This is a genomic window from Streptomyces sp. NPDC051173, from assembly GCF_040689515.1.
GTDB lineage: Bacteria > Actinomycetota > Actinomycetes > Streptomycetales > Streptomycetaceae > Streptomyces.
In genome coordinates this window covers 19,310-38,615 of the sequence record NZ_JBFBBD010000010.1, presented here as the reverse complement: position 1 = coordinate 38,615, position 19,306 = coordinate 19,310, and the positions used below count along the sequence as shown (strand labels likewise).

Sequence of the window (19,306 nt, the reverse complement as noted above, 5' to 3'; positions counted from 1 at the left end):
CACGGACAACACCAGGCAGGCCAGTCATTCGCCTGAAACGGAATCAGATGCGCCCGTTGCGGGCACCGCTCGGCGCCGCTGGATCACCAGGAAAACGACGCCCACCAGCATCAGCGCACCCACCCCCGCGACCACAACCGGAAGCACCGGGAAGGAGTCGGACGAAGAGGATTCCTCGGCCGATTCAGGTGCAGGCGCGGACGCAGGCGGCGCAGAAGGTGAGGACTTGCCCAGGTTCGGCAGCGCCGGAAGCTTCGCCTTCGTCGTCAGCGGTACGGCGAGCGAGACGGGGTCCATGTCCGCGCCCTCCTTGTACACGCCGCCGAACGCCTTCGCGCCCTCGGCCGTCAGTTTCGCCGGGGCCGCGGTGATAGCGGCGAGGCCGTCCTTCTCGGTCAGTTCGGACGCGTCGAAGGTGACGAGGGGGAGGGCCTTGCCCGCGCCGCTCCCGCCGGTGACGTCCGCCGACAGCGTGCCCTTGCCGTCCTTCACGGCCGCCTTGACCCCGCCGAGGGTGAGATCGAGGTGCTTGCCGGTGAAGTGGAGGGTGCCGTCGAAGGACGCGTCGAGTGCCTTCTTCTCCCCGTCGTACGCGCCCTTGCCCTTCGGGAAGCGGAACAGCGCACCGCCGTCCTGGGCACCGTCACCCACCTTCCAGGAGCCCTGGGCGATGGGGCCCGAGACGTACTCACGGAAGGTGCGGCGCACTCCCCAGTCGACGGCGGCTTCCTTGAACTCGCCCTTGGGCAGATCCGATTCGTCAGACTTCGTAGCGGCCGAAGCATCCCCGACGTCGGCGGACAGGCTCACGGGGTCGAGGGCCGTGCCCGCCTTGTAGTAACCGGCGAACGCCTTCTCACCCTCCGCGGTGAGCGTGGCGGGGACGTTCGTCAGCGTGACGGCGGCGGTGTCGTCGCCGCGCAGGTTCACACCGGAGAGGTCGAGCGAGGCGAAGGGTACGTGGGTGGCCGTGGTGACCTCGCCCGTCCCCCTGGACTTGCCGGTCATGTCGGCGTAGAGCGTGCCCTTGCCGCCGGAGACGCCGACGGCCGGGCTGCTGAGGGTGAGGTCGAGGTCGTACGAGCCGTCGGGCTTCTTGTGGCCGGTGAAGTGCACCCCGCCCTGGAAGGACGCGTCGAACGCGCCGGCGTCGGAGTCGTACGAGCCCTTGGCGGAGTGGAAGCGGAACTGGTTGTCGCCCTCCGTCGCCGCACCGTCCCGGAGCTCCCAACTGCCGTGTGCGGCAGGTCCGGTGACATAGCTCTGGAAGGAGGATTTGATCCCCCAGTCCAGCCGGCCGCCGGCTATCTCCCGGGACTCCGCCGCGTGCGCGGCGGACATCGGCACCAGCGCCGCCAGCAGCGCCGTGAGGAGGCCGAGGGCCGGGAGGCGGGCGGGTCTGGACGGGAGCGACATGAGGGGGCCCCTTTCGGGCGGGTCGACAGGCTTCACCGGATGGCAATTTAGGTAAGGCTAACCTAAGCTGCATCCCATCAGGTCGGAAACCCCCGGCCGGAGCGAAAGGCGGAACCGTGCTTCAACGGCAGTCGGCGGGCCCTCCGATACGTACCCCGCGCCGCCTCGGCACACTCATCGCCCTGCTGGCTTTCCTGGCCGCGCTCACCGGCCTCACCGCCTGCTCGAAGAACGGAAGCGGAAACGGAAGCCCGTCGCGGAGCGCGGCCGCCGCCGACCGCGTCGAACCGCTCAAGGACGCGCCGCATCCCCAACTTCCCGTCACGGTGCGGTCGGTGGACGGCCACGACGTGACCGTACGCAGCGCCGACCGGATCGTGCCGCTCACCGGGGCGCTCGCCGAGACCGTCTTCACCCTCGGTCTCGGCGACCACGTCGTGGCCCGTGACGTCACCGCCACCTTCGACCAGGCGAAGAAGCTCCCCGTCGTCACCCGCGCCCACGACGTCTCCGCGGAGGGTGTCCTCTCGCTCAAGCCGACGCTCGTCCTCGCGGAGACCACCACCGGCCCGGCCGAGGCCGTCGACCAGATCCGGGCCGCCGGGATCCCGCTCGTCGTGCTCGACCCGGCGAAGAAGCTCGACGACGTCGGCCCGCGCATCGACAAGGTGGCCGCGGCTCTCGGCGTCCGCCCCGCCGGTGACGAACTGCGCCACCGCACCGAGCAGCGCGTCGACGCCGCGAGGAAGAACATCCCGCACGACGGCGGGAAGAAGCCGCGGGTCGCGTTCCTCTATCTGCGCGGCTCGGCCTCCGTCTATCTCCTCGGCGGCGCGGGATCCGGTGCCGACTCGCTCATCGAGGCGGCGGGCGGGGTGGACGCGGGCAAGGAGTCGGGGCTGAAGAGGGACTTCACGCCCATCACCAGCGAGGCCCTGGCCAAGGCGGCCCCCGACGTGGTGCTCGTCATGAGCAAGGGCCTCGACTCGGTCGGCGGCGTGGACGGCCTCCTCAAGATCCCGGGGGTCGCCCAGACCCCCGCCGGGATGGACCGCCGCGTCGCCTCGGTCGACGACGGCGTCCTGCTGAACTTCGGGCCCCGCACCGACACCGTCCTCGCCTCCCTGATCGGGCAGATCCACCCGAAGGGGGCCTGACGTGGCCCTGTTGGCCAAGCCGCGCGAACGGTCGGCCACCGGCTCGGCCACCGGAGAGGACGCCCCGCCCCGGCGCCGCCGTACGGGCCCGCTCCTGGCCCTCGGCATGGCCGCGGCCCTCCTCGCCCTGTGCCTCCTCTCGGCGGGCCTCGGCGCGTACGACATCCCCGTCGGCGACGTCCTCGGCTCGCTGCTCCACCGCACGGGCCTCGGCGGCCACGCGCTGGACCGGGTCGGCGAGAGCGTGTTGTGGAACGTCCGGCTGCCGCGCGTGGCCCTCGCGCTGCTCGTCGGCGCGTCGCTGGGGTGCGCGGGCGCGCTGATGCAGGGCGTGTTCGGCAATCCGCTCGCCGAGCCCGGTGTCATCGGCATCTCGGCGGGCGCGGCCGTCGGGGCGGTCGCCTCGATCGCGCTCGGGCTGACCTTCCTCGGCAACTGGACGGTGGCGGGCTGCGCGTTCGCGGGCGGGCTGGTGACGGTCCTGCTGGTGTACGCGCTGTCGCGGTCCGGCGGCCGTACGGAGGTGGTGACCCTCATCCTCACCGGCATCGCGGTGAACGCCTTCGCGGGCGCCCTCATCGGCCTGTTCCTCTTCCTCGCGGACAGCGCTCAGGTCACCCAGATCACCTTCTGGCAGCTCGGTTCGCTCGCCCAGGCGACGTGGCCGAAAGTGCTCGCCGTGCTGCCGTGCGCGGTGGCGGGGCTGGCCGTCGCGCCCTGGTTCGCCCGGAAGCTGGACCTCCTCGCCCTCGGCGAGCGCCCCGCGCGCCACCTCGGGGTGGACGTCGAGCGGCTGCGCCTCGTACTGGTGCTGGTGGTGGCGCTGTTGACGGCGGCCGCGGTGGCCGTGGCCGGGATCGTCACCTTCGTGGGGCTGCTGGTGCCGCACCTGCTGCGCATGGCGGCGGGCCCGGGGCACCGCTTCCTCGTCCCGGGCAGCGCGCTGGGCGGCGCGCTCGTCCTGGTCGCCGCCGACCTCGCGGCCCGCACGGCGGCCCGTCCGGCGGAACTCCCGCTGGGCGTCCTGACGGCACTGCTGGGAAGCCCGTTCTTCTTCTGGCTGCTGCGGCGGACGCGGCGCAGGCAAGGAGGTTGGGCCTGATGACTCGTCGGCACCGTACGCAAGGAGGCCCGGCCTGATGCGTTCCCTCTTCCGGTCGCGCACGCGGCATCTGCCGCTGCCCTCCCCCATCGGGACCGTGCGGGCCGAGGCCCGTGCCCTGCGGGTGCGGCTCGGGGACCGTACCGTCCTCTCCGAGGTCGAACTGGCCGTCGCCGGAGGCGAAGTGCTCGTGCTCGTCGGGCCGAACGGCGCCGGGAAGTCCACCCTGCTCGCCGCGCTCGCCCACGACCTGCCCGCGGAGTCGGGCGAGGTGTGGATCGACGGGCGGCCCGCCGCCGCCTGGACGCCCGCCGACCTCGCGCTGCGCCGGGCCGTGCTACCGCAGTCGGCGGAACTGTCGTTCCCCTTCGCGGCCCGGGACGTCGTACGGATGGGCCGCGCGCCCTGGGCCGGCACCGACGCGGAGGACGAGGACGACGAGGCCGTGCGCAGTGCCATGGCCGCCGCCGAGGTGACCGGCTTCGCGGACCGGCCTTTCGCCGCGCTGTCCGGCGGCGAGCGGGCCCGGGTCTCGCTCGCCCGCGTCCTCGCGCAGCGCGCCCCGCTGCTGCTGCTCGACGAGCCGACCGCCGCACTGGACCTGCGCCATCAGGAACTGGTGCTGGGGGTGTGCCGGGAGCGGGCCGCGGCGGGCGACGCGGTGGTGGTCGTCCTGCACGACCTGGGGCTCGCCGGGGCGTACGCGGACCGGGTCGCCGTGCTGCACCGGGGCCGGATCGCGGCCGAGGGTCCGCCGTCCGAGGTCTTCGACGCGGAATTGCTGAGTCATGTCTACGCACAGCCGGTGGAGGTAATTGATCATCCGCGCACCGGTGACCCTTTGGTGATACCGAGACGGGCGGGACGAGATTTTGCCCCGTGAGAGCAGAATCACGCGCTGTTTGGGGAACAGGATAGGCAAGCCTCAGATAAGTTAGGGCAGCCTAATTAGGCCATGCTGTTTCGGCCACGCTCGGCCGAGTTCAGTTCCGCCTTCCTTGAGTCCGCCCTCCTTGAGCATGCCTGGAGCCCCGTATGCGAGCCCTCCGCTCCTCCGTCGTCACCGCCATCGCAGCGGCAGCGGCCCTGACCGCCGTGTCCGGTTGCGCCGAGAAGTCGGACGGCAAGGGCTCGGACGCCGTCAACGTCACCGCATCCGACGACAAGTGCGAGGTCTCCAAGACCTCTTTCCCGGCCGGGCACGTCAAGATCAATGTCCAGAACAAGGGCTCCAAGGTCACCGAGGTGTACGTCTACACCCCGGACGACCGGATCGTGACCGAGCGCGAGAACATAGGCCCCGGCACCAAGGCGGAGATCACCGCCACCATCAAGGCCGGTTCGTACGAGGTCGCCTGCAAGCCCGGCATGAAGGGCGACGGCATCCGTCAGAAGATCACCGTGACGGGCGGCGGCGCGGAGAAGAAGAGCGACCCGGAGCTGGACAAGGCCGTCGCGGAGTACCGCAAGTACGTGCAGCAGCAGGCCGACGAGACGCTCCCCGCGGCGCAGAAGTTCGCGGACGCGGTCAAGAACGGCGACCTGGACGAGGCGAAGAAGCAGTACGCCGTCTCCCGCACCGGCTGGGAGCGGACCGAGCCGGTCGCGGAGTCCTTCGGTGACATCGACCCGAAGGTGGACGTCCGCGAGGACGGCCTGGAGAAGGACCAGAAGTGGACCGGCTGGCACAAGCTGGAGAAGTCGCTCTGGGACGACAAGAAGATCTCGGACGACGACAAGAAGCTCGCCGACCAGCTGATGACGGACCTCAAGGACTGGCAGAAGCGCGTCGGCACCGCCGAGATCACCCCGACCAGCATGGCCAACGGCGCCAAGGAACTCCTCGACGAGGTCTACCGGAACAAGATCACCGGTGAGGAGGAGCGCTACAGCCACACCGACCTGATCGACTTCGAGGCCAACGTGGACGGCGCCGAGAAGGCGTACGGCCTGCTGAAGCCGGTCGCCTCCAAGCACGACCCGGAGCTCACCAAGGAACTGGACAAGCAGTTCGACGCGGTGAAGAAGGCGCTCGGCGACTACCGCGACGGCGACAGCTTCAAGTCGTACGACACGGTCGGCAAGGACGACCGCAAGAAGCTGTCCGACGCCGTCAACGCCCTCTCCGAGCCGCTGTCCAAGCTCGCCGCGGCCGTCGCCAAGTAATCGGGGACCGACTTCCATGGCTGACGAGAAAATGGCTGACGAGAAGATGACGGACCCGAAGATGACGGACGAGACGTCCACCGGCGGGAAGAAGCCCGCGCCCTCCCGCCGCTCGATACTCGGCTGGGGCGGTGCCGGGCTCGCACTGGGCGCGGCCGTCGCCGGGGGCACCGCCGCCGCGCTGCGCAGCGGTGACGACGCCTCGCCCGCCGCCTCCGCGGGCGACGCCGTGCCGTTCTTCGGCGACCACCAGGCCGGCATCGCCACCGCCGTGCAGGACCGCCTGCACTTCGCGTCCTTCGACGTGACCACCACCGACCGTGCCGCGCTGGTCAAGCTGCTCCAGGAGTGGACGGCCGCGGCCGCGGCGATGACGGCCGGTCACGAGGTCGGCGAGGGCGCGATCAGCGACAACGAGGAGCTGCCGCCGGACGACACCGGCGAGGCCCTCGGCCTCAAGCCCTCCCGGCTGACCCTGACCTTCGGCGTCGGGCCCGGCCTCTTCGAGAAGGACGGCAAGGACCGCTTCGGGCTCAAGTCCCGCCGCCCCAAGGCCCTGATCGACCTGCCGGCCTTCCCCGGCGACAACCTCGACGCGGCCCGCAGCGGCGGCGACCTGTGCGTCCAGGCCTGCGCGGACGACCCCCAGGTCGCCGTGCACGCGATCCGCAACCTCGCCCGCATCGGCATGGGCCGGGTCGCGATCCGCTGGTCGCAGCTGGGCTTCGGCAAGACGTCCTCGACGACGCCCGACGCGCAGACCCCGCGCAACATGATGGGCTTCAAGGACGGCACGCGGAACATCGCGGGCACCGAGACCGACCGCCTCGACAAGTTCGTCTGGGTGGGGCAGAAGGACGGCCCCGACTGGATGGCGGGCGGCTCCTACCTCGTCGCCCGCCGCATCCGCATGCACATCGAGACCTGGGACCGCACCTCGCTCAAGGAGCAGGAGGACGTCTTCGGCCGCGACAAGGCCGAGGGCGCCCCGCAGGGCAAGCAGCGCGAGCACGACGAGCCCGACCTCAGGGCGATGAAGGACACCGCGCACGTGCGGCTGGCCCACCCGGACAGCAACAGCGGCGTGACGATCCTGCGCCGCGGCTACTCCTTCACCGACGGCACCGACGGCCTGGGCCGCCTGGACGCCGGCCTGTTCTTCATCGCGTACCAGAAGGACGTACGGGACGGCTTCGTGCCGCTCCAGACGCGGCTCGCGGCCAAGGACGCCCTCAACGAGTACATCCAGCACGTGGGTTCGGCGGTCTTCGCCGTCCCGCCGGGCGTCCGCGGCAAGGACGACTGGTGGGGCAAGGCGCTCTTCGCGTGATCGACGTTTCAGCGGAAACAGGAGGGGACGCCGCATGTTCGGCAACTACCTGATCGGCCTGCGCGAGGGTCTGGAGGCCAGCCTGGTCGTCTGCATCCTCGTCGCCTACCTGGTCAAGACCGGGCGCAAGGACGCGCTGAAGCCGGTGTGGCTCGGCATCGCCGTGGCCGTGCTGCTGAGCATGGGCTTCGGCGCGCTGCTCCAGTTCGGCTCGCGGAGCATGACGTTCAAGGCCCAGGAGATGCTCGGCGGTTCGCTGTCGGTCGTCGCGGTGGGCCTGGTGACATGGATGGTCTTCTGGATGCGGCGCACCGCGCGGCACCTGAAGAAGGAGCTGCACGGCAAGCTCGACGCGGCGCTCGCGATGGGCACCACCGCGCTGGTCGTCACCGCCTTCCTCGCTGTGGGCCGCGAGGGCCTGGAGACCGCGCTGTTCATCTGGACGGCCGTGCAGGCGACGGACGACGGCGTACGGCCGCTGGTCGGCGCGCTGCTGGGCCTGCTGACGGCCGTGGTGCTGGGCTGGCTGTTCTACCGGGGCGCGCTGAAGATCAACCTCGCGAAGTTCTTCACCTGGACCGGCGCCATGCTGATCGTGGTGGCCGCGGGTGTGCTCGCGTACGGCTTCCACGACCTCCAGGAGGCCGACGCGCTGCCGGGGCTGGGCAGCAAGGCGTTCGACATCAGCGAGCAGATCCCGGCCGACAGCTGGTACGGCACCCTGCTCAAGGGCGTCTTCAACTTCCAGCCGGACCCGACCTGGCTCCAGGTCGCGGTGTGGGCGCTGTATCTGATACCCACCCTCGTGGTCTTCTTCGCCCCGGGTAGGGTGGCGCCGTCCCGAGCCGCCACCAAGGAGTCGACGTCCCATGAGACCCCGGCCGTCCCGCCGATCGCCGATAGCCCCCGCGGTGCTGACCGTGTCGGCGCTGCTGCTGACGGCGACCGGATGCGTGACGGTGCACGGCGAGCGGGAGATCATCCCGGCGGTGGACAGGGCTGAGGCCCCCAAGGTCCTCCAGCGCTTCACGGAGGGCTACAACGAGGCGTACCGCAAGCTCGACCCGGGTGTCATAGCCCGGGTCGAGAGCGGTCCGCTCGCCGAGATCGGCAACGCCGACATGACGACGCAGAGCGCGCTGACGCCGGGCGGCAACCCCTCGTATCCGCCCCTCGTCCTCGACGACGCCCGCTTCACGATCCCCAAGCAGGCCGGCTGGCCGAAGTTCTTCCTCGCCGACACCCGCAGCAACCGCGACGGCAACCGCTGGTTCGTGGTCTTCCTGCGCGACGGCGTCAAGGAGCCCTGGCGGGCCGCCTATCTGTCGATCCTCAGCCCCGACAAGGTGCCGTCCTTCGCGACCGACAAGGACGGTTACGCCGAGGCCGTGCCGGCCGCCAAGGGCAAGGACCCGCGTCCGGCCGTCGCGCCGGACGCGGTGAGCGCCGCGTACACCGACTTCCTGCGGACCGGCGCCGGCCGGACGTTCGCGCCGGGGCCGCGCACCACGGGCCTGCGCGAGGACCGCGACAAGATCAGGCGGACCCCCACCTTCTGGACGGAGTTCATCGACACCCCCGAGGGCCCCGACGGCTTCCCCACGCCGGCCCTGCGCACCGCCGACGGAGGCGCGCTCGCCTTCTTCACCGCGCATCACCGTGAACGACGCACGATGGCCCAGGGCCTGCGGCCCGCGATCACCGATCCCCGGATGAAGGCTCTCCTGAGCGGTGACCTCAAGCGGTCCGTGACGTACACGAAGGTCTCGGAGTCGGCGGTACGGATCCCGAAGTCGTCGGGAGCGGTGGTCTTCCTGAACCGGATCGAGAGCGTGACGGGGGTCAAGGGGGAGTAGTCGCGTGCGGCGCTTTGTTCCCCAGCCCCGCCCCTTCCCGAAACCGGGGAGACCCCGGACCCCAACGCGGCTGCGCCGCGTGTCCTCAAACGCCGGACGGGCTGAATTGTGTGCTCACATCAGCCAAATCCAGCCCGTCCGGCGTTTGAGGACGCTCCCCCAGACTTCGTCCGGGGGGGACCCCCAAGGGCGCTCCCGCCGCAGGCGGCAACGGACCCGCACCCCCACAACCCGCCGCCTACGGCAGCGAGAGCATCCGCTCCAGTGCCAGCTTCGAGAACGCCGCGACCTCCGGGTCGACCTCGATGCGGTTGACGACCTTGCCGTCGGCCAGGGACTCCAGCGTCCACACCAGGTGCGGCAGGTCGATCCGGTTCATCGTCGAGCAGAAGCAGACCGTCTTGTCGAGGAAGACGATCTCCTTGCCCTCGTCGGCGAAACGGTTCGCCAGGCGGCGTACGAGGTTGAGCTCCGTGCCGATGGCCCACTTGGAGCCGGCCGGGGCGGCCTCCAGCGCCTTGATGATGTACTCCGTCGAACCGACGTAGTCCGCCGCGGCCACGACCTCGTGCTTGCACTCGGGGTGCACCAGCACGTTGACGCCCGGGATGCGCTCGCGCACGTCGCGTACGGAGTCCAGCGAGAAGCGGCCGTGCACGGAGCAGTGTCCGCGCCACAGGATCATCTTCGCGTCCCGCAGCTGCTCGGCGGTCAGCCCGCCGTTCGGCCTGTGCGGGTTGTAGACCACGCAGTCGTCCAGGGACATGCCGAGGTCACGGACGGCGGTGTTGCGCCCGAGGTGCTGGTCGGGCAGGAAGAGCACCTTCTCGCCCTGCTCGAAGGCCCAGTTCAGGGCGCGCTCGGCGTTGGAGGAGGTGCAGATCGTGCCGCCGTGCTTGCCGGTGAACGCCTTGATGTCGGCGGAGGAGTTCATGTACGAGACGGGGACGGTCACCTCGGCGACACCCGCCTCGGTCAGCACGTCCCAGCACTCCGCGACCTGCTCGGCGGTGGCCATGTCGGCCATCGAGCACCCGGCCGCCAGGTCCGGCAGGACGACCTGCTGGGCGTCGGTGGTGAGGATGTCCGCGGACTCGGCCATGAAGTGGACGCCGCAGAAGACGATGTACTCGGCGTCGGGCCGGGCGGCCGCGTCGCGCGCGAGCTTGAAGGAGTCCCCGGTGACGTCCGCGAACTCGATGACCTCGTCGCGCTGGTAGTGGTGCCCCAGCACGAAGACCTTGTCGCCGAGCCTGGCCTTGGCGGCCCGGGCGCGCTCGACGAGGTCCGGGTCGGACGGAGCCGGCAGGTCGCCCGGACATTCCACGCCGCGTTCGCTCCTGGGGTCGGCCTCGCGGCCGAGCAGCAGGAGCGCGAGGGGGGTGGGCTGGACATCCAAGGGTTGGGCGGTGGTCACGACACGCACCCTTTCTGTTCCGCTGACGGCCCTGAACGGCCTTGTCGTCAATTTGACGCTATCTATCATAACCGCTTCACGTCACTTTGACGATGCCCATAGTGTCGATGTGACGCATTCCCGATCGGGTGTGTGGTGTGCGAGCATGAAAGGCGAGAAGTGACATGCCAGGCCCGGAATGAATCCGGGAGACCGGCGGTTGCAGCCGAGGGCAAGCAGTCCGCACAAAACCCGGGAGTGAAGCAGATGTCCGTTCAGGACGAGAAGACCACTGTGAGCGACGGCATCCTCCTGTCCGACGCCGCGGCCGCCAAGGTCAAGGCCCTGCTGGAGCAGGAAGGCCGTGAGGACCTCGCCCTGCGCGTGGCCGTCCAGCCCGGTGGCTGCTCCGGTCTGCGCTACCAGCTCTTCTTCGACGAGCGCGCGCTCGACGGCGACGTCGTCAAGGACTTCGACGGTGTCAAGGTCGTCACCGACCGCATGAGCGCCCCCTACCTGGGCGGCGCCTCCATCGACTTCGTCGACACCATCGAGAAGCAGGGCTTCACGATCGACAACCCCAACGCCACGGGCTCCTGCGCCTGCGGCGACTCCTTCAGCTAAGCGGACCGGCCGCTCGGCACGGCCCGGAACGACGCGTGAAGGCGGCGCCCCCGGAAAGGGGCGCCGCCTTCGGCGTTCCCGCGGGCTACTTCCCCCGGTCCGACTCCGGCACGGTCCCGCCCGTGACGGCGTCCACCACCTTCCGCCCGTCCAGCGGGCGGTCCAGCGTCACCGTCCGGTCGAAGCGCTCCGCCATCATCACGCACATCCGGCCGGGCTGCTTCTCCGTGCCGGTGACCTTCACCGTCACCGCGTCCGACGACTGCTCGGCCGACACCGCGTAGGTGTCGCACACCCCGCCCCAGAAGTGCAGGACGAGGTTCTTGCCGTCCTGGTCGTACGCGTAGACCCGCACCGCCGTCGTCCTGGGCGCGCCCGTCGCCGGAGGGCCGGACGGCGTCGAGGGCGAGGCGGACGGCGCCGCGAGGAACTTCGGGTCCACGGCGGGCTGGACGACGGGCACGGTGGCCTCCTTGTCCGTCGCCCCCGCCATCCGCACCTGGAAGACCCACGACGGCACCAGCGTCTCCCGGCCCCGCACGTAGAGCTGGGCGAGCGCGAACGACGCGCTGCGCACCGTCGCCGGCTCCCCGCCCGGCGCGGCGGACGCCGGCGGGCAGGGCGCGGTGGCGTCCGGCGTGGCGGGCACGGCCGTCGCGCAGCCGCCGACGGCCACCGGCTGCCCCGGACCGCTGTGCTTGTTGAGCTCCTTCAGCGCCTCGGTCGCGTTGACCAGCGGATACTCGGCGCCCTTCCGCGGGGTCTCCAACTGCCCGGCACCCTTGACCAGTTGCGCGTCCGAGCCGACCTCAAGCGTCGTCTGCCGCCCGTACGTGGGCGTGCCGTCCACCACCGGGTCGGCGCGCACGGCCCGTACCGCACCGAAGGTCTGGTGGGCGTCGAGCTTCGCGTCGGACTGGCCGAGGACCTTCAGCACGGGCGCCGCGGCGTTCTTCGCCCTCTCCTGCGTCACCGCCCGCGCGTCACCGGGCGCGATGCCCCTGTACTGCGGGCAGTTCATGGACGGGGAGGCGAGGGACTTGTCCAGGCCCTTGTCCGCGCTCTCCTGCGGACCCGCGCCCGGCGGGTGCACACAGCCGCCGCCCGGCGAGCCGTACCGCGAGAACGACCAGACGGCCGGCCCCTGTTGCTTCACCTGGAGGGTCGGCTCGTCGGAACCGGGCGCGCCGCCCACCCGCCACACGCCCCCTTCGAGCCGGGGCGCGCCCTGCACCGACAGGGCCTTGGCCAGCGCCGCCACCTGGTCCTTGCCGACATCGCCCCCGGGCGAGTACACCGCCGCTTTCCGCGGCCCTTGCGGCAGTTGGCCCTCCGCGCGGTAGCGCACGCCGTTCGGATCCGGCTCGCCCACCGCGATGCCCTGCGAGGAACCGCCGCCCGTGCGGTAGCCGTCCAGCACCAGGGGCGGGGGAGGGCCGTCACCGCCCGGCCCGCCGGACGCCTTGGCGTCCCCGTCCGACGCGGTCGACGCCCAGTACGCGCCGCCGCCACCGGCCAGCAGCACCGACGCCGCCACCGACGCCACCGCCAGCCGCGGGTGCTTCCGCCGCCCCTTGGGGTCCGGGTTGCGATCGGCGGGGGCATTGCTGTCCGGTGTGCCGCCCTCGGTGCTCACCACATCGCTCCTTCGCTCCGCTCAATGTCTGTACTGCCCTGTCCCCCGAGAAGGGGACGCCGCTTGGACGGAGCGGAGGAGCGAGCGGTTCCACCAGTGCTCAGTCGCCGTACTCCGACATGGCGTCGAGCAGCCGGGCGGACCGCACGGGCACCGACACCCCGTGGATCCGCGACGGCGGTACGGGGACGACGGCCGCTGCCGCCTTGGGCGTCGCCCAGTGCGGGGCCATCCGGGCGCAGAGCCCGCGCAGCTCCTCCAGCGACTCGGGGTCGCGTTCGGTCTCGGGGAAAGTGACGTGCTTCACAGGGTTCGGCATACCGGCACCGTACGCACCATGGAGCACACCGAGAAAGGGCTACTATTAGGTAATTTTGTCCCTTCGGTGGCTTGATTTGCCCCCCTGGGACGGGGTCGGGACCCGATAGCGTGGTGTGGCTTTTCCCGTTTTCCCGTTCGTCCAGTCTTGCCGCCATGTTCACCTCGCCCCGCAGGAGCAGACCCGCCGTGCGTATCGCTGTCACCGGCTCCATCGCCACCGACCACCTGATGACTTTCCCCGGCCGTTTCGCCGATCAGCTCGTGGCGGACCAGCTGCACACCGTCTCCCTCTCCTTCCTCGTCGACGAACTGGACGTGCGCCGCGGTGGCGTCGGCCCCAACATCTGTTTCGGCATGGGCCTCCTCGGCCTGCGTCCCGTCCTCGTCGGCGCGGCCGGCCAGGACTTCGCGGAGTACCGTGCCTGGCTCGACCGGCACGGCGTCGACACCGCCTCCGTCCGCATCTCCGAGGTCCTGCACACCGCGCGCTTCGTCTGCACGACGGACACCGACCACAACCAGATCGCGTCCTTCTACACCGGCGCGATGAGCGAGGCCCGCCAGATCGAGCTCCAGCCGGTCGCGGACCGCGTCGGCGGCCTCGACCTCGTCCTCATCGGCGCGGACGACCCCGAGGCGATGCTCCGCCACACGGAGGAGTGCCGCTCCCGCGGCATCCCCTTCGCCGCGGACCCCTCCCAGCAGCTCGCCCGGCTCGAGGGCGACGACATCCGCCAGCTGGTCGACGGCGCGGCCTACCTCTTCACCAACGAGTACGAGAAGGCCCTCATCGAGTCCAAGACCGGCTGGTCGGCGGACGAGATCCTGGCCAAGGTCGGCACCCGCGTCACCACGCTGGGCGCGCGGGGCGTGCGCATCGAGCGCGTCGGCGAGGAGGCCATCGAGGTCGGCTGCGCCCAGGAGGAGGCCAAGGTCGACCCGACCGGCGTCGGCGACGCCTTCCGCGCGGGCTTCCTCGCAGGCGTCACCTGGGAGCTGTCCCTGGAGCGCGCGGCCCAGCTCGGCTGCATGCTGGCCACGCTCGTCATCGAGACGCTGGGCACGCAGGAGTACGAGCTCCGCCGAGGCCACTTCATGGAGCGCTTCGCCAAGGCGTACGGCGAGGACGCCGCGGCCGAGGTGAAGGGCCGCCTGGGCTAGGTCTGCTGCCGCCTACGGCGGGAGCGGACTCAATCGCCGGACGGGCGGGTTTTCAGCCCGTCCGGCGATTGAGGACAGCGCGCGAAGCGTGCTTCGGGGGTCTGGGGGCTTGCCCCCAGTTTGGGGAAGGGGCGGGTAGGGGAAAAAGCCCGCCGCAGGCGCCACGGACCCGCAGCCGGCGGCCGAATCAGGAGAGCCGCCGCACCGTATAAGCGACCCCGCCCTCCACCACCCGCTCACCCACATACTCCTGCCCCCGCATGCCGCACCACGCCGGCACATCCAGCCGAGCCGCCTCGTCGTCGGACAGCACCGTGACCAGCCCACCCACCGGCACCCCCGGGAACGCCTTCGCCAGCTCGATCACCGGGATCGGGCACCGCTTGCCGAGCGCGTCGATGACCAGCTCCGCCGTTTCCCCGGCCGGAGCGGCCGCCTCCGTCGGGGCGCCCAGCTGCTCCCGTACCGACGCCACCACCCCGGGCAGCACCTCCAGGAACCGCTCGACGTCCTCCTCGGCCGTGCCCGAGGGCAGCGACACCCGGACGTTGCCCTCCGACAGCACCCCCATCGCCCGCAGCACATGGCTGGGCGTCAGTGTGCTGGACGTGCACGAGGAACCGGACGACACGGAGAAACCGGCCCGGTCCAGGGCGTGCAGCAGGCTCTCGCCGTCCACGTAGAGGCACGAGAACGTGACCAGGTGCGGCAGCCGCCGCTCGGGGTCGCCGACGACCTCCACGTCGCGTACGAGCTCCGGCACCCGCGCCCGGACGCGGTCCACCAGCGCCCGCAGCCGGGCCCCTTCGGCCGCCGCCTCCGCCTGCACGGCCCGCAGGGAGGCCGCCGCCGCCACGATCGCCGGGAGGTCCGGGAAGCCGGGCGCGCGCCCCGACTCCCGCTCGTCCGCCGGTCCCTGGGGCGCGAACCGCACCCCCTTGCGCACGGCCAGCAGCCCCACGCCCGAGGGCCCGCCCCACTTGTGCGCGCTGGCCGTCAGCAGGGACCAGCCGTCCGCGACGCGCCCCCAGCCGAGCGACTGCGCCGCGTCCACGAGCAACGGCACGCCCGCTGCCCGGCACTCCTCGGCCACCTCGGCGACCGGCTGCTCCGTGCCCACCTCGTGGTTGGCGGACTGGAGGGCGGCGAGCGCGGTGTCCGCCCGCAGGGCCGCCGCGTACGCGCCCGGCGCCACCCGGCCCGTACGGTCCACCGGCACCTGCGTGCAGGTGCCACCGGCCGCTTCGAGCGCCGCGGCCGACTGGAGGACGGCGGAGTGCTCCACCGCGGACACCACCAGATGGCGGCCGGTCCGCCGCCGGCCCGCGAGGGCGCCGGCGATGCCGTCGTGCAGCGCGCGCGTGCCCGAAGGGGTGAACACCAGCTCGTCCGGCCGGCAGCCCACGGCGTCCGCAGCGGCCTCGCGCGCGGCGTCCAGCAGCAGGCGGGCCCGCCGCCCCTCGCGGTAGAGCCGGGCGGGGTCGGCCCACCCCTCGTCGAGCGAGGCCAACAGGGCCTGACGGGCGACGGGGTGCAGGGGCGCGGCGGAAGCGGCGTCGAAGTAGGGCACGCCCTACGCTAACGCGGCCCGTCATGACCGGGCTCCTCGGCGGGAGCCCGCCCGCCCCGCCCGTACGAGGCCCCGCCGCGCCCGGTCGGCCCACGCTTGATCCACTAGCTGAACGGCTTGCCCGCGGCGGCCGGTCGCGCGCCGGGAAGACACTCCATCGCGTGACCTCACCGCGCGTCGGGTGCCCTTCCTGACGGTCTTCCAGATAGCCTCCGGACGCCGAGATTCCATCCCTTCGGGGAGTGACCCGGCGCGTTGGGCACCCTCCCCGCGCGACCCCAAATAGCGTCCAGTAGGGTTTGGTCCGCATAAACATCCAAACCCCTGCCCGCAGCGGGCCGGCGACCGACCAGCAGACGGCCGCAGCCGGCCGCACGGGCGAGACTCTCGGGAAGGCGCTACGTGAGTCCCAACGGCTCCGACCGCTCGTCGCGGCGCCCGGTGCGGCGGAAGCTGCTGCAGGCGCTGGCCGCGGGCGCTGTCCTGGCGACCGCCTCCGGTTGCACATCCAAGGACTTCCCCCGCCTCGGAATGCCCACTCCCGTCACGGAAGAGGCTCCGAGGATCCTCTCCCTGTGGCAGGGCTCTTGGGCCGCCGCCCTCGTGGTCGGCGTCCTTGTGTGGGGCCTGATCATCTGGAGCGTCATCTTCCACCGGCGTAGCCGGACGAAGGTGCAGATCCCCACGCAAACCCGGTACAACATGCCCATCGAGGCGCTGTACACCGCGGTTCCGATCATCATCGTGTCGGTGTTCTTCTACTTCACCGCGCGCGATGAGAACAAGCTTCTGACCAACCCTGAGAAGCCGAAGCACCTCATCAACGTGGTGGGCTTCCAGTGGAGCTGGGCGTTCAACTACATGGAGAACGTCGACGGCAACACGGCCACCCCGGCGCAGCCGCTCCGTGACAACAAGGAGCTGGAGGCGATTCCCGACCGGTTCCTGAAGAAGGCACCGCAGGGCGCGGAGGGTGTGTACGAGGTCGGTACCCCCGGTGAGCGGAACCCGCAGAACGGCAACCCGGGCCCGACCCTGTGGCTGCCCAAGGGTGAGACGGTGGAGTTCGTCCTGACCTCGCGGGACGTCATCCACTCCTTCTGGGTGGTGCCGTTCCTGATGAAGCAGGACGTCATCCCGGGGCACACCAACAGCTTCACGGTGACCCCGAACAAGGAGGGCACCTTCTTCGGCAAGTGTGCCGAGCTCTGCGGCCAGGACCACTCCCGCATGCTCTTCAATGTCAAGGTCGTCTCTCCTGAGCGCTACCAGCAGCATCTGAAGGATCTTGCGAAGAAGGGCCAGACCGGCTACCAGCCGGCGGGCATCGCGCAGACGGATCACGCGAAGAACGCGGAGACCAAGAACAAGTGAGCATCCTCAACGAACCCCAGGGTGCCGCCGCCGCGACGGCCACGGCAGCACCACCCGTACGCCAGAAGCAGCCCGGTAATCAGGTGATCAAGTGGCTCACCACCACTGACCACAAGACCATCGGCACGATGTATCTGGTCACGTCGTTCGCGTTCTTCTGCATCGGCGGCCTGATGGCGCTCCTCATGCGCGCCGAGCTCGCCCGTCCCGGCACGCAGATCATGTCGAACGAGCAGTTCAACCAGGCGTTCACGATGCACGGCACGATCATGCTGCTGATGTTCGCGACGCCCCTGTTCGCCGGTTTCGCGAACTGGATCATGCCGCTGCAGATCGGTGCGCCCGACGTGGCGTTCCCGCGGCTGAACATGTTCGCCTACTGGCTCTACCTCTTCGGCTCGCTGATCGCGGTGGCCGGCTTCCTCACCCCGCAGGGTGCGGCCGACTTCGGCTGGTTCGCCTACTCCCCGCTGTCGGACGCGGTCCGCTCGCCGGGCGTCGGCGCCGACATGTGGATCATGGGTCTGGCCTTCTCCGGCTTCGGCACGATCCTCGGTTCGGTCAACTTCATCACCACGATCATCTGCATGCGCGCTCCCGGCATGACGATGTTCCGCATGCCGATCTTCACCTGGAACGTCCTGCTGACCGGTGTGCTGGTCCTGCTGGCCTTCCCGGTGCTCGCGGCCGCGCTGTTCGCCCTGGAGGCGGACCGTAAATTCGGTGCGCAGATCTTCAACGCGGCCAACGGCGGCTCACTGCTGTGGCAACACCTCTTCTGGTTCTTCGGCCATCCAGAGGTGTACATCATCGCCCTGCCGTTCTTCGGCATCATCTCCGAGGTCATTCCGGTCTTCAGCCGGAAGCCGATGTTCGGTTACGGCAGCCTCATCGCCGCCACGATCGCCATCGCCGGTCTCTCGGTGACGGTGTGGGCGCACCACATGTACGTGACGGGCGGCGTGCTCCTGCCGTTCTTCTCCTTCATGACCTTCCTGATCGCGGTCCCGACCGGTGTGAAGTTCTTCAACTGGATCGGCACCATGTGGAAGGGCTCGCTCTCCTTCGAGACGCCCATGCTGTGGGCCATCGGCTTCCTGATCACCTTCACCTTCGGTGGTCTGACCGGTGTCATCCTGGCCTCGCCGCCGCTGGACTTCCACGTCTCCGACTCGTACTTCGTGGTGGCGCACTTCCACTACGTGATCTTCGGTACGGTCGTCTTCGCGATGTTCGCCGGCTTCCACTTCTGGTGGCCGAAGTTCACCGGCAAGATGCTGGACGAGCGCCTGGGCAAGATCACCTTCTGGACGCTGTTCGTGGGCTTCCACGGCACGTTCCTGGTCCAGCACTGGCTGGGTGTCGAGGGCATGCCGCGCCGCTACGCCGACTACCTGGCGGCGGACGGCTTCACCACGCTGAACACGATCTCGACGATCAGCTCGTTCCTGCTCGGCCTGTCGATCCTGCCGTTCTTCTACAACGTCTGGAAGACCGCCAAGTACGGCAAGAAGGTCGAGGTCGACGACCCGTGGGGCTACGGCCGCTCGCTGGAGTGGGCGACCTCCTGCCCGCCGCCGCGGCACAACTTCCTCACGCTGCCGCGCATCCGCTCCGAGGCCCCGGCCTTCGATCTGCACCACCCGGAGATCGCGGCCCTGGAGCTCGAGGAGAACCTCGCCGGTTCGCATGACAAGGCCCTCGCGGGTGGCAAGGAGGCCGGCAAGTGAAGGTCCAAGGCCGGATGTTCATCTGGCTCTCCGTCTTCGTCCTCGCCATGGCGATCGTCTATGGCGTGTGGTCGAAGGAGCCGGCCGGCACCACCGCGCTGTTCCTGGCCTTCGGCCTGTGCATCATGGTCGGCTACTACCTGGCGTTCACCGCGCGCCGGGTGGACGTGGGCGCCCAGGACAACGTGGACGCCGATGTCGCGGACGACGCCGGTGAGCTGGGCTTCTTCGCCCCGCACAGCTGGCAGCCGCTGGCCCTGGCCGTCGGTGGCGCGCTCGCCTTCATGGGCGTCATCTTCGGCTGGTGGCTGATGTACTTCTCCGCCCCGGTCATCCTGGTCGGCCTCTTCGGCTGGGTGTTCGAGTTCTACCGCGGCGAGAACGCGAACCAGTAGGTTCCGCCGGACCGCGTACGCCGGGCCCCGCACACCGCAAGGTGTGCGGGGCCCGGTCGCGTTCTCCCCCGG

17 protein-coding genes are annotated in these 19,306 nt (G+C 70.5%); 12 read left to right on the top strand and 5 right to left on the bottom strand.

All coding sequences use genetic code 11. The features are described 5' to 3' along the window. Positions 1–24: 24 nt before the first annotated feature. Positions 25–1,416 carry an HtaA domain-containing protein gene (locus AB0435_RS08905; RefSeq protein WP_366426531.1) on the bottom strand — a complete coding sequence of 464 codons (1,392 nt, stop codon included), beginning with the start codon at positions 1,414–1,416 and terminating at the stop codon, positions 25–27. A gap of 194 nt (positions 1,417–1,610) precedes the next feature. Here AB0435_RS08905 and AB0435_RS08900 point away from each other — a divergent pair, with 194 nt between their 5' ends. The 7 genes from AB0435_RS08900 to AB0435_RS08870 all read left to right on the top strand — a co-directional run bounded on the left by AB0435_RS08900 (position 1,611) and on the right by AB0435_RS08870 (position 9,027). Then, positions 1,611–2,573: an ABC transporter substrate-binding protein gene (locus AB0435_RS08900; protein WP_366426564.1), complete on the top strand. Its 963-nt coding sequence runs from the start codon at positions 1,611–1,613 to the stop codon at positions 2,571–2,573. A 94-nt stretch (positions 2,574–2,667) separates the two neighbouring features. Then, entirely contained in the window at positions 2,668–3,675 is a 1,008-nt protein-coding gene (locus tag AB0435_RS08895) for an iron ABC transporter permease (RefSeq protein ID WP_366426563.1), read from the top strand. Between the two features lie 37 nt (positions 3,676–3,712). Then, a complete protein-coding gene (locus tag AB0435_RS08890; RefSeq protein ID WP_366426530.1) occupies positions 3,713–4,558 on the top strand; it encodes a heme ABC transporter ATP-binding protein in 846 nt (281 codons plus the stop codon). A gap of 152 nt (positions 4,559–4,710) precedes the next feature. Next, a complete protein-coding gene (gene efeO / locus AB0435_RS08885) occupies positions 4,711–5,841 on the top strand; it encodes an iron uptake system protein EfeO (protein WP_366426529.1) in 1,131 nt (376 codons plus the stop codon). Between the two features lie 61 nt (positions 5,842–5,902). Then, the gene (gene efeB / locus AB0435_RS08880) at positions 5,903–7,171 is read left to right on the top strand and encodes an iron uptake transporter deferrochelatase/peroxidase subunit (RefSeq protein ID WP_366426562.1); all 1,269 of its coding nucleotides are present in this window, start codon (positions 5,903–5,905) and stop codon (positions 7,169–7,171) included. A 34-nt stretch (positions 7,172–7,205) separates the two neighbouring features. Further along, the gene (gene efeU / locus AB0435_RS08875) at positions 7,206–8,174 is read left to right on the top strand and encodes an iron uptake transporter permease EfeU (RefSeq protein WP_366007546.1); all 969 of its coding nucleotides are present in this window, start codon (positions 7,206–7,208) and stop codon (positions 8,172–8,174) included. Beyond that, positions 8,083–9,027: a hypothetical protein gene (locus AB0435_RS08870; protein WP_366426561.1), complete on the top strand. Its 945-nt coding sequence runs from the start codon at positions 8,083–8,085 to the stop codon at positions 9,025–9,027. The genes efeU and AB0435_RS08870 overlap by 92 nt, the downstream gene beginning before the upstream one ends. A 238-nt stretch (positions 9,028–9,265) precedes the next feature. On the opposite strand, the gene nadA is transcribed toward AB0435_RS08870, so the two are convergent. Continuing rightward, positions 9,266–10,444: a quinolinate synthase NadA gene (nadA, locus tag AB0435_RS08865; protein WP_366006634.1), complete on the bottom strand. Its 1,179-nt coding sequence runs from the start codon at positions 10,442–10,444 to the stop codon at positions 9,266–9,268. A 246-nt stretch (positions 10,445–10,690) separates the two neighbouring features. Between nadA and erpA the strand changes: the two genes are divergently transcribed. After that, positions 10,691–11,047, top strand: a complete 357-nt coding sequence (gene erpA / locus AB0435_RS08860) for an iron-sulfur cluster insertion protein ErpA (protein ID WP_215080573.1) — start codon at positions 10,691–10,693, stop codon at positions 11,045–11,047. A gap of 85 nt (positions 11,048–11,132) precedes the next feature. Here erpA and AB0435_RS08855 read toward each other — a convergent pair whose 3' ends face one another. Further along, on the bottom strand, positions 11,133–12,683 hold the full coding sequence (locus AB0435_RS08855; protein WP_366426528.1) for a hypothetical protein: 1,551 nt from the start codon (positions 12,681–12,683) through the stop codon (positions 11,133–11,135). A gap of 100 nt (positions 12,684–12,783) precedes the next feature. Further along, complete coding sequence (locus AB0435_RS08850; RefSeq protein ID WP_366006632.1) at positions 12,784–13,002, bottom strand: hypothetical protein; 219 nt, start codon at positions 13,000–13,002, stop codon at positions 12,784–12,786. A 188-nt stretch (positions 13,003–13,190) separates the two neighbouring features. Here AB0435_RS08850 and AB0435_RS08845 point away from each other — a divergent pair, with 188 nt between their 5' ends. Further along, positions 13,191–14,165: a carbohydrate kinase family protein gene (locus AB0435_RS08845; RefSeq protein WP_366006631.1), complete on the top strand. Its 975-nt coding sequence runs from the start codon at positions 13,191–13,193 to the stop codon at positions 14,163–14,165. Between the two features lie 187 nt (positions 14,166–14,352). On the opposite strand, the gene AB0435_RS08840 is transcribed toward AB0435_RS08845, so the two are convergent. Next, the gene (locus AB0435_RS08840; protein ID WP_366426527.1) at positions 14,353–15,735 is read right to left on the bottom strand and encodes an aminotransferase class V-fold PLP-dependent enzyme; all 1,383 of its coding nucleotides are present in this window, start codon (positions 15,733–15,735) and stop codon (positions 14,353–14,355) included. 402 nt (positions 15,736–16,137) lie between these two features. Between AB0435_RS08840 and coxB the strand changes: the two genes are divergently transcribed. The 3 genes from coxB to AB0435_RS08825 are packed head-to-tail and all read left to right on the top strand — an operon-like array spanning position 16,138 to position 19,234. After that, positions 16,138–17,109: a cytochrome c oxidase subunit II gene (gene coxB, locus AB0435_RS08835; RefSeq protein WP_366006629.1), complete on the top strand. Its 972-nt coding sequence runs from the start codon at positions 16,138–16,140 to the stop codon at positions 17,107–17,109. Then, positions 17,106–18,839, top strand: coding sequence for a cytochrome c oxidase subunit I (gene ctaD, locus AB0435_RS08830; protein WP_366006628.1), 1,734 nt, complete (start codon positions 17,106–17,108; stop codon positions 18,837–18,839). Before coxB ends, ctaD begins: the two co-directional genes overlap by 4 nt. After that, complete coding sequence (locus tag AB0435_RS08825) at positions 18,836–19,234, top strand: cytochrome c oxidase subunit 4 (protein WP_366006627.1); 399 nt, start codon at positions 18,836–18,838, stop codon at positions 19,232–19,234. Before ctaD ends, AB0435_RS08825 begins: the two co-directional genes overlap by 4 nt. The last annotated feature ends 72 nt before the right edge of the window (positions 19,235–19,306 follow it).

Coding starts and splice junctions, on each gene's coding strand:
- AB0435_RS08905 (WP_366426531.1), bottom strand. CDS start 1,416: ATGTCGCTCCCGTCCAGACCCGCCCGCCTCCCGGCCCTCGGCCTCCTC.
- AB0435_RS08890 (WP_366426530.1), top strand. CDS start 3,713: ATGCGTTCCCTCTTCCGGTCGCGCACGCGGCATCTGCCGCTGCCCTCC.
- efeO (WP_366426529.1), top strand. CDS start 4,711: ATGCGAGCCCTCCGCTCCTCCGTCGTCACCGCCATCGCAGCGGCAGCG.
- efeB (WP_366426562.1), top strand. CDS start 5,903: ATGACGGACGAGACGTCCACCGGCGGGAAGAAGCCCGCGCCCTCCCGC.
- efeU (WP_366007546.1), top strand. CDS start 7,206: ATGTTCGGCAACTACCTGATCGGCCTGCGCGAGGGTCTGGAGGCCAGC.
- erpA (WP_215080573.1), top strand. CDS start 10,691: ATGTCCGTTCAGGACGAGAAGACCACTGTGAGCGACGGCATCCTCCTG.
- AB0435_RS08850 (WP_366006632.1), bottom strand. CDS start 13,002: ATGCCGAACCCTGTGAAGCACGTCACTTTCCCCGAGACCGAACGCGAC.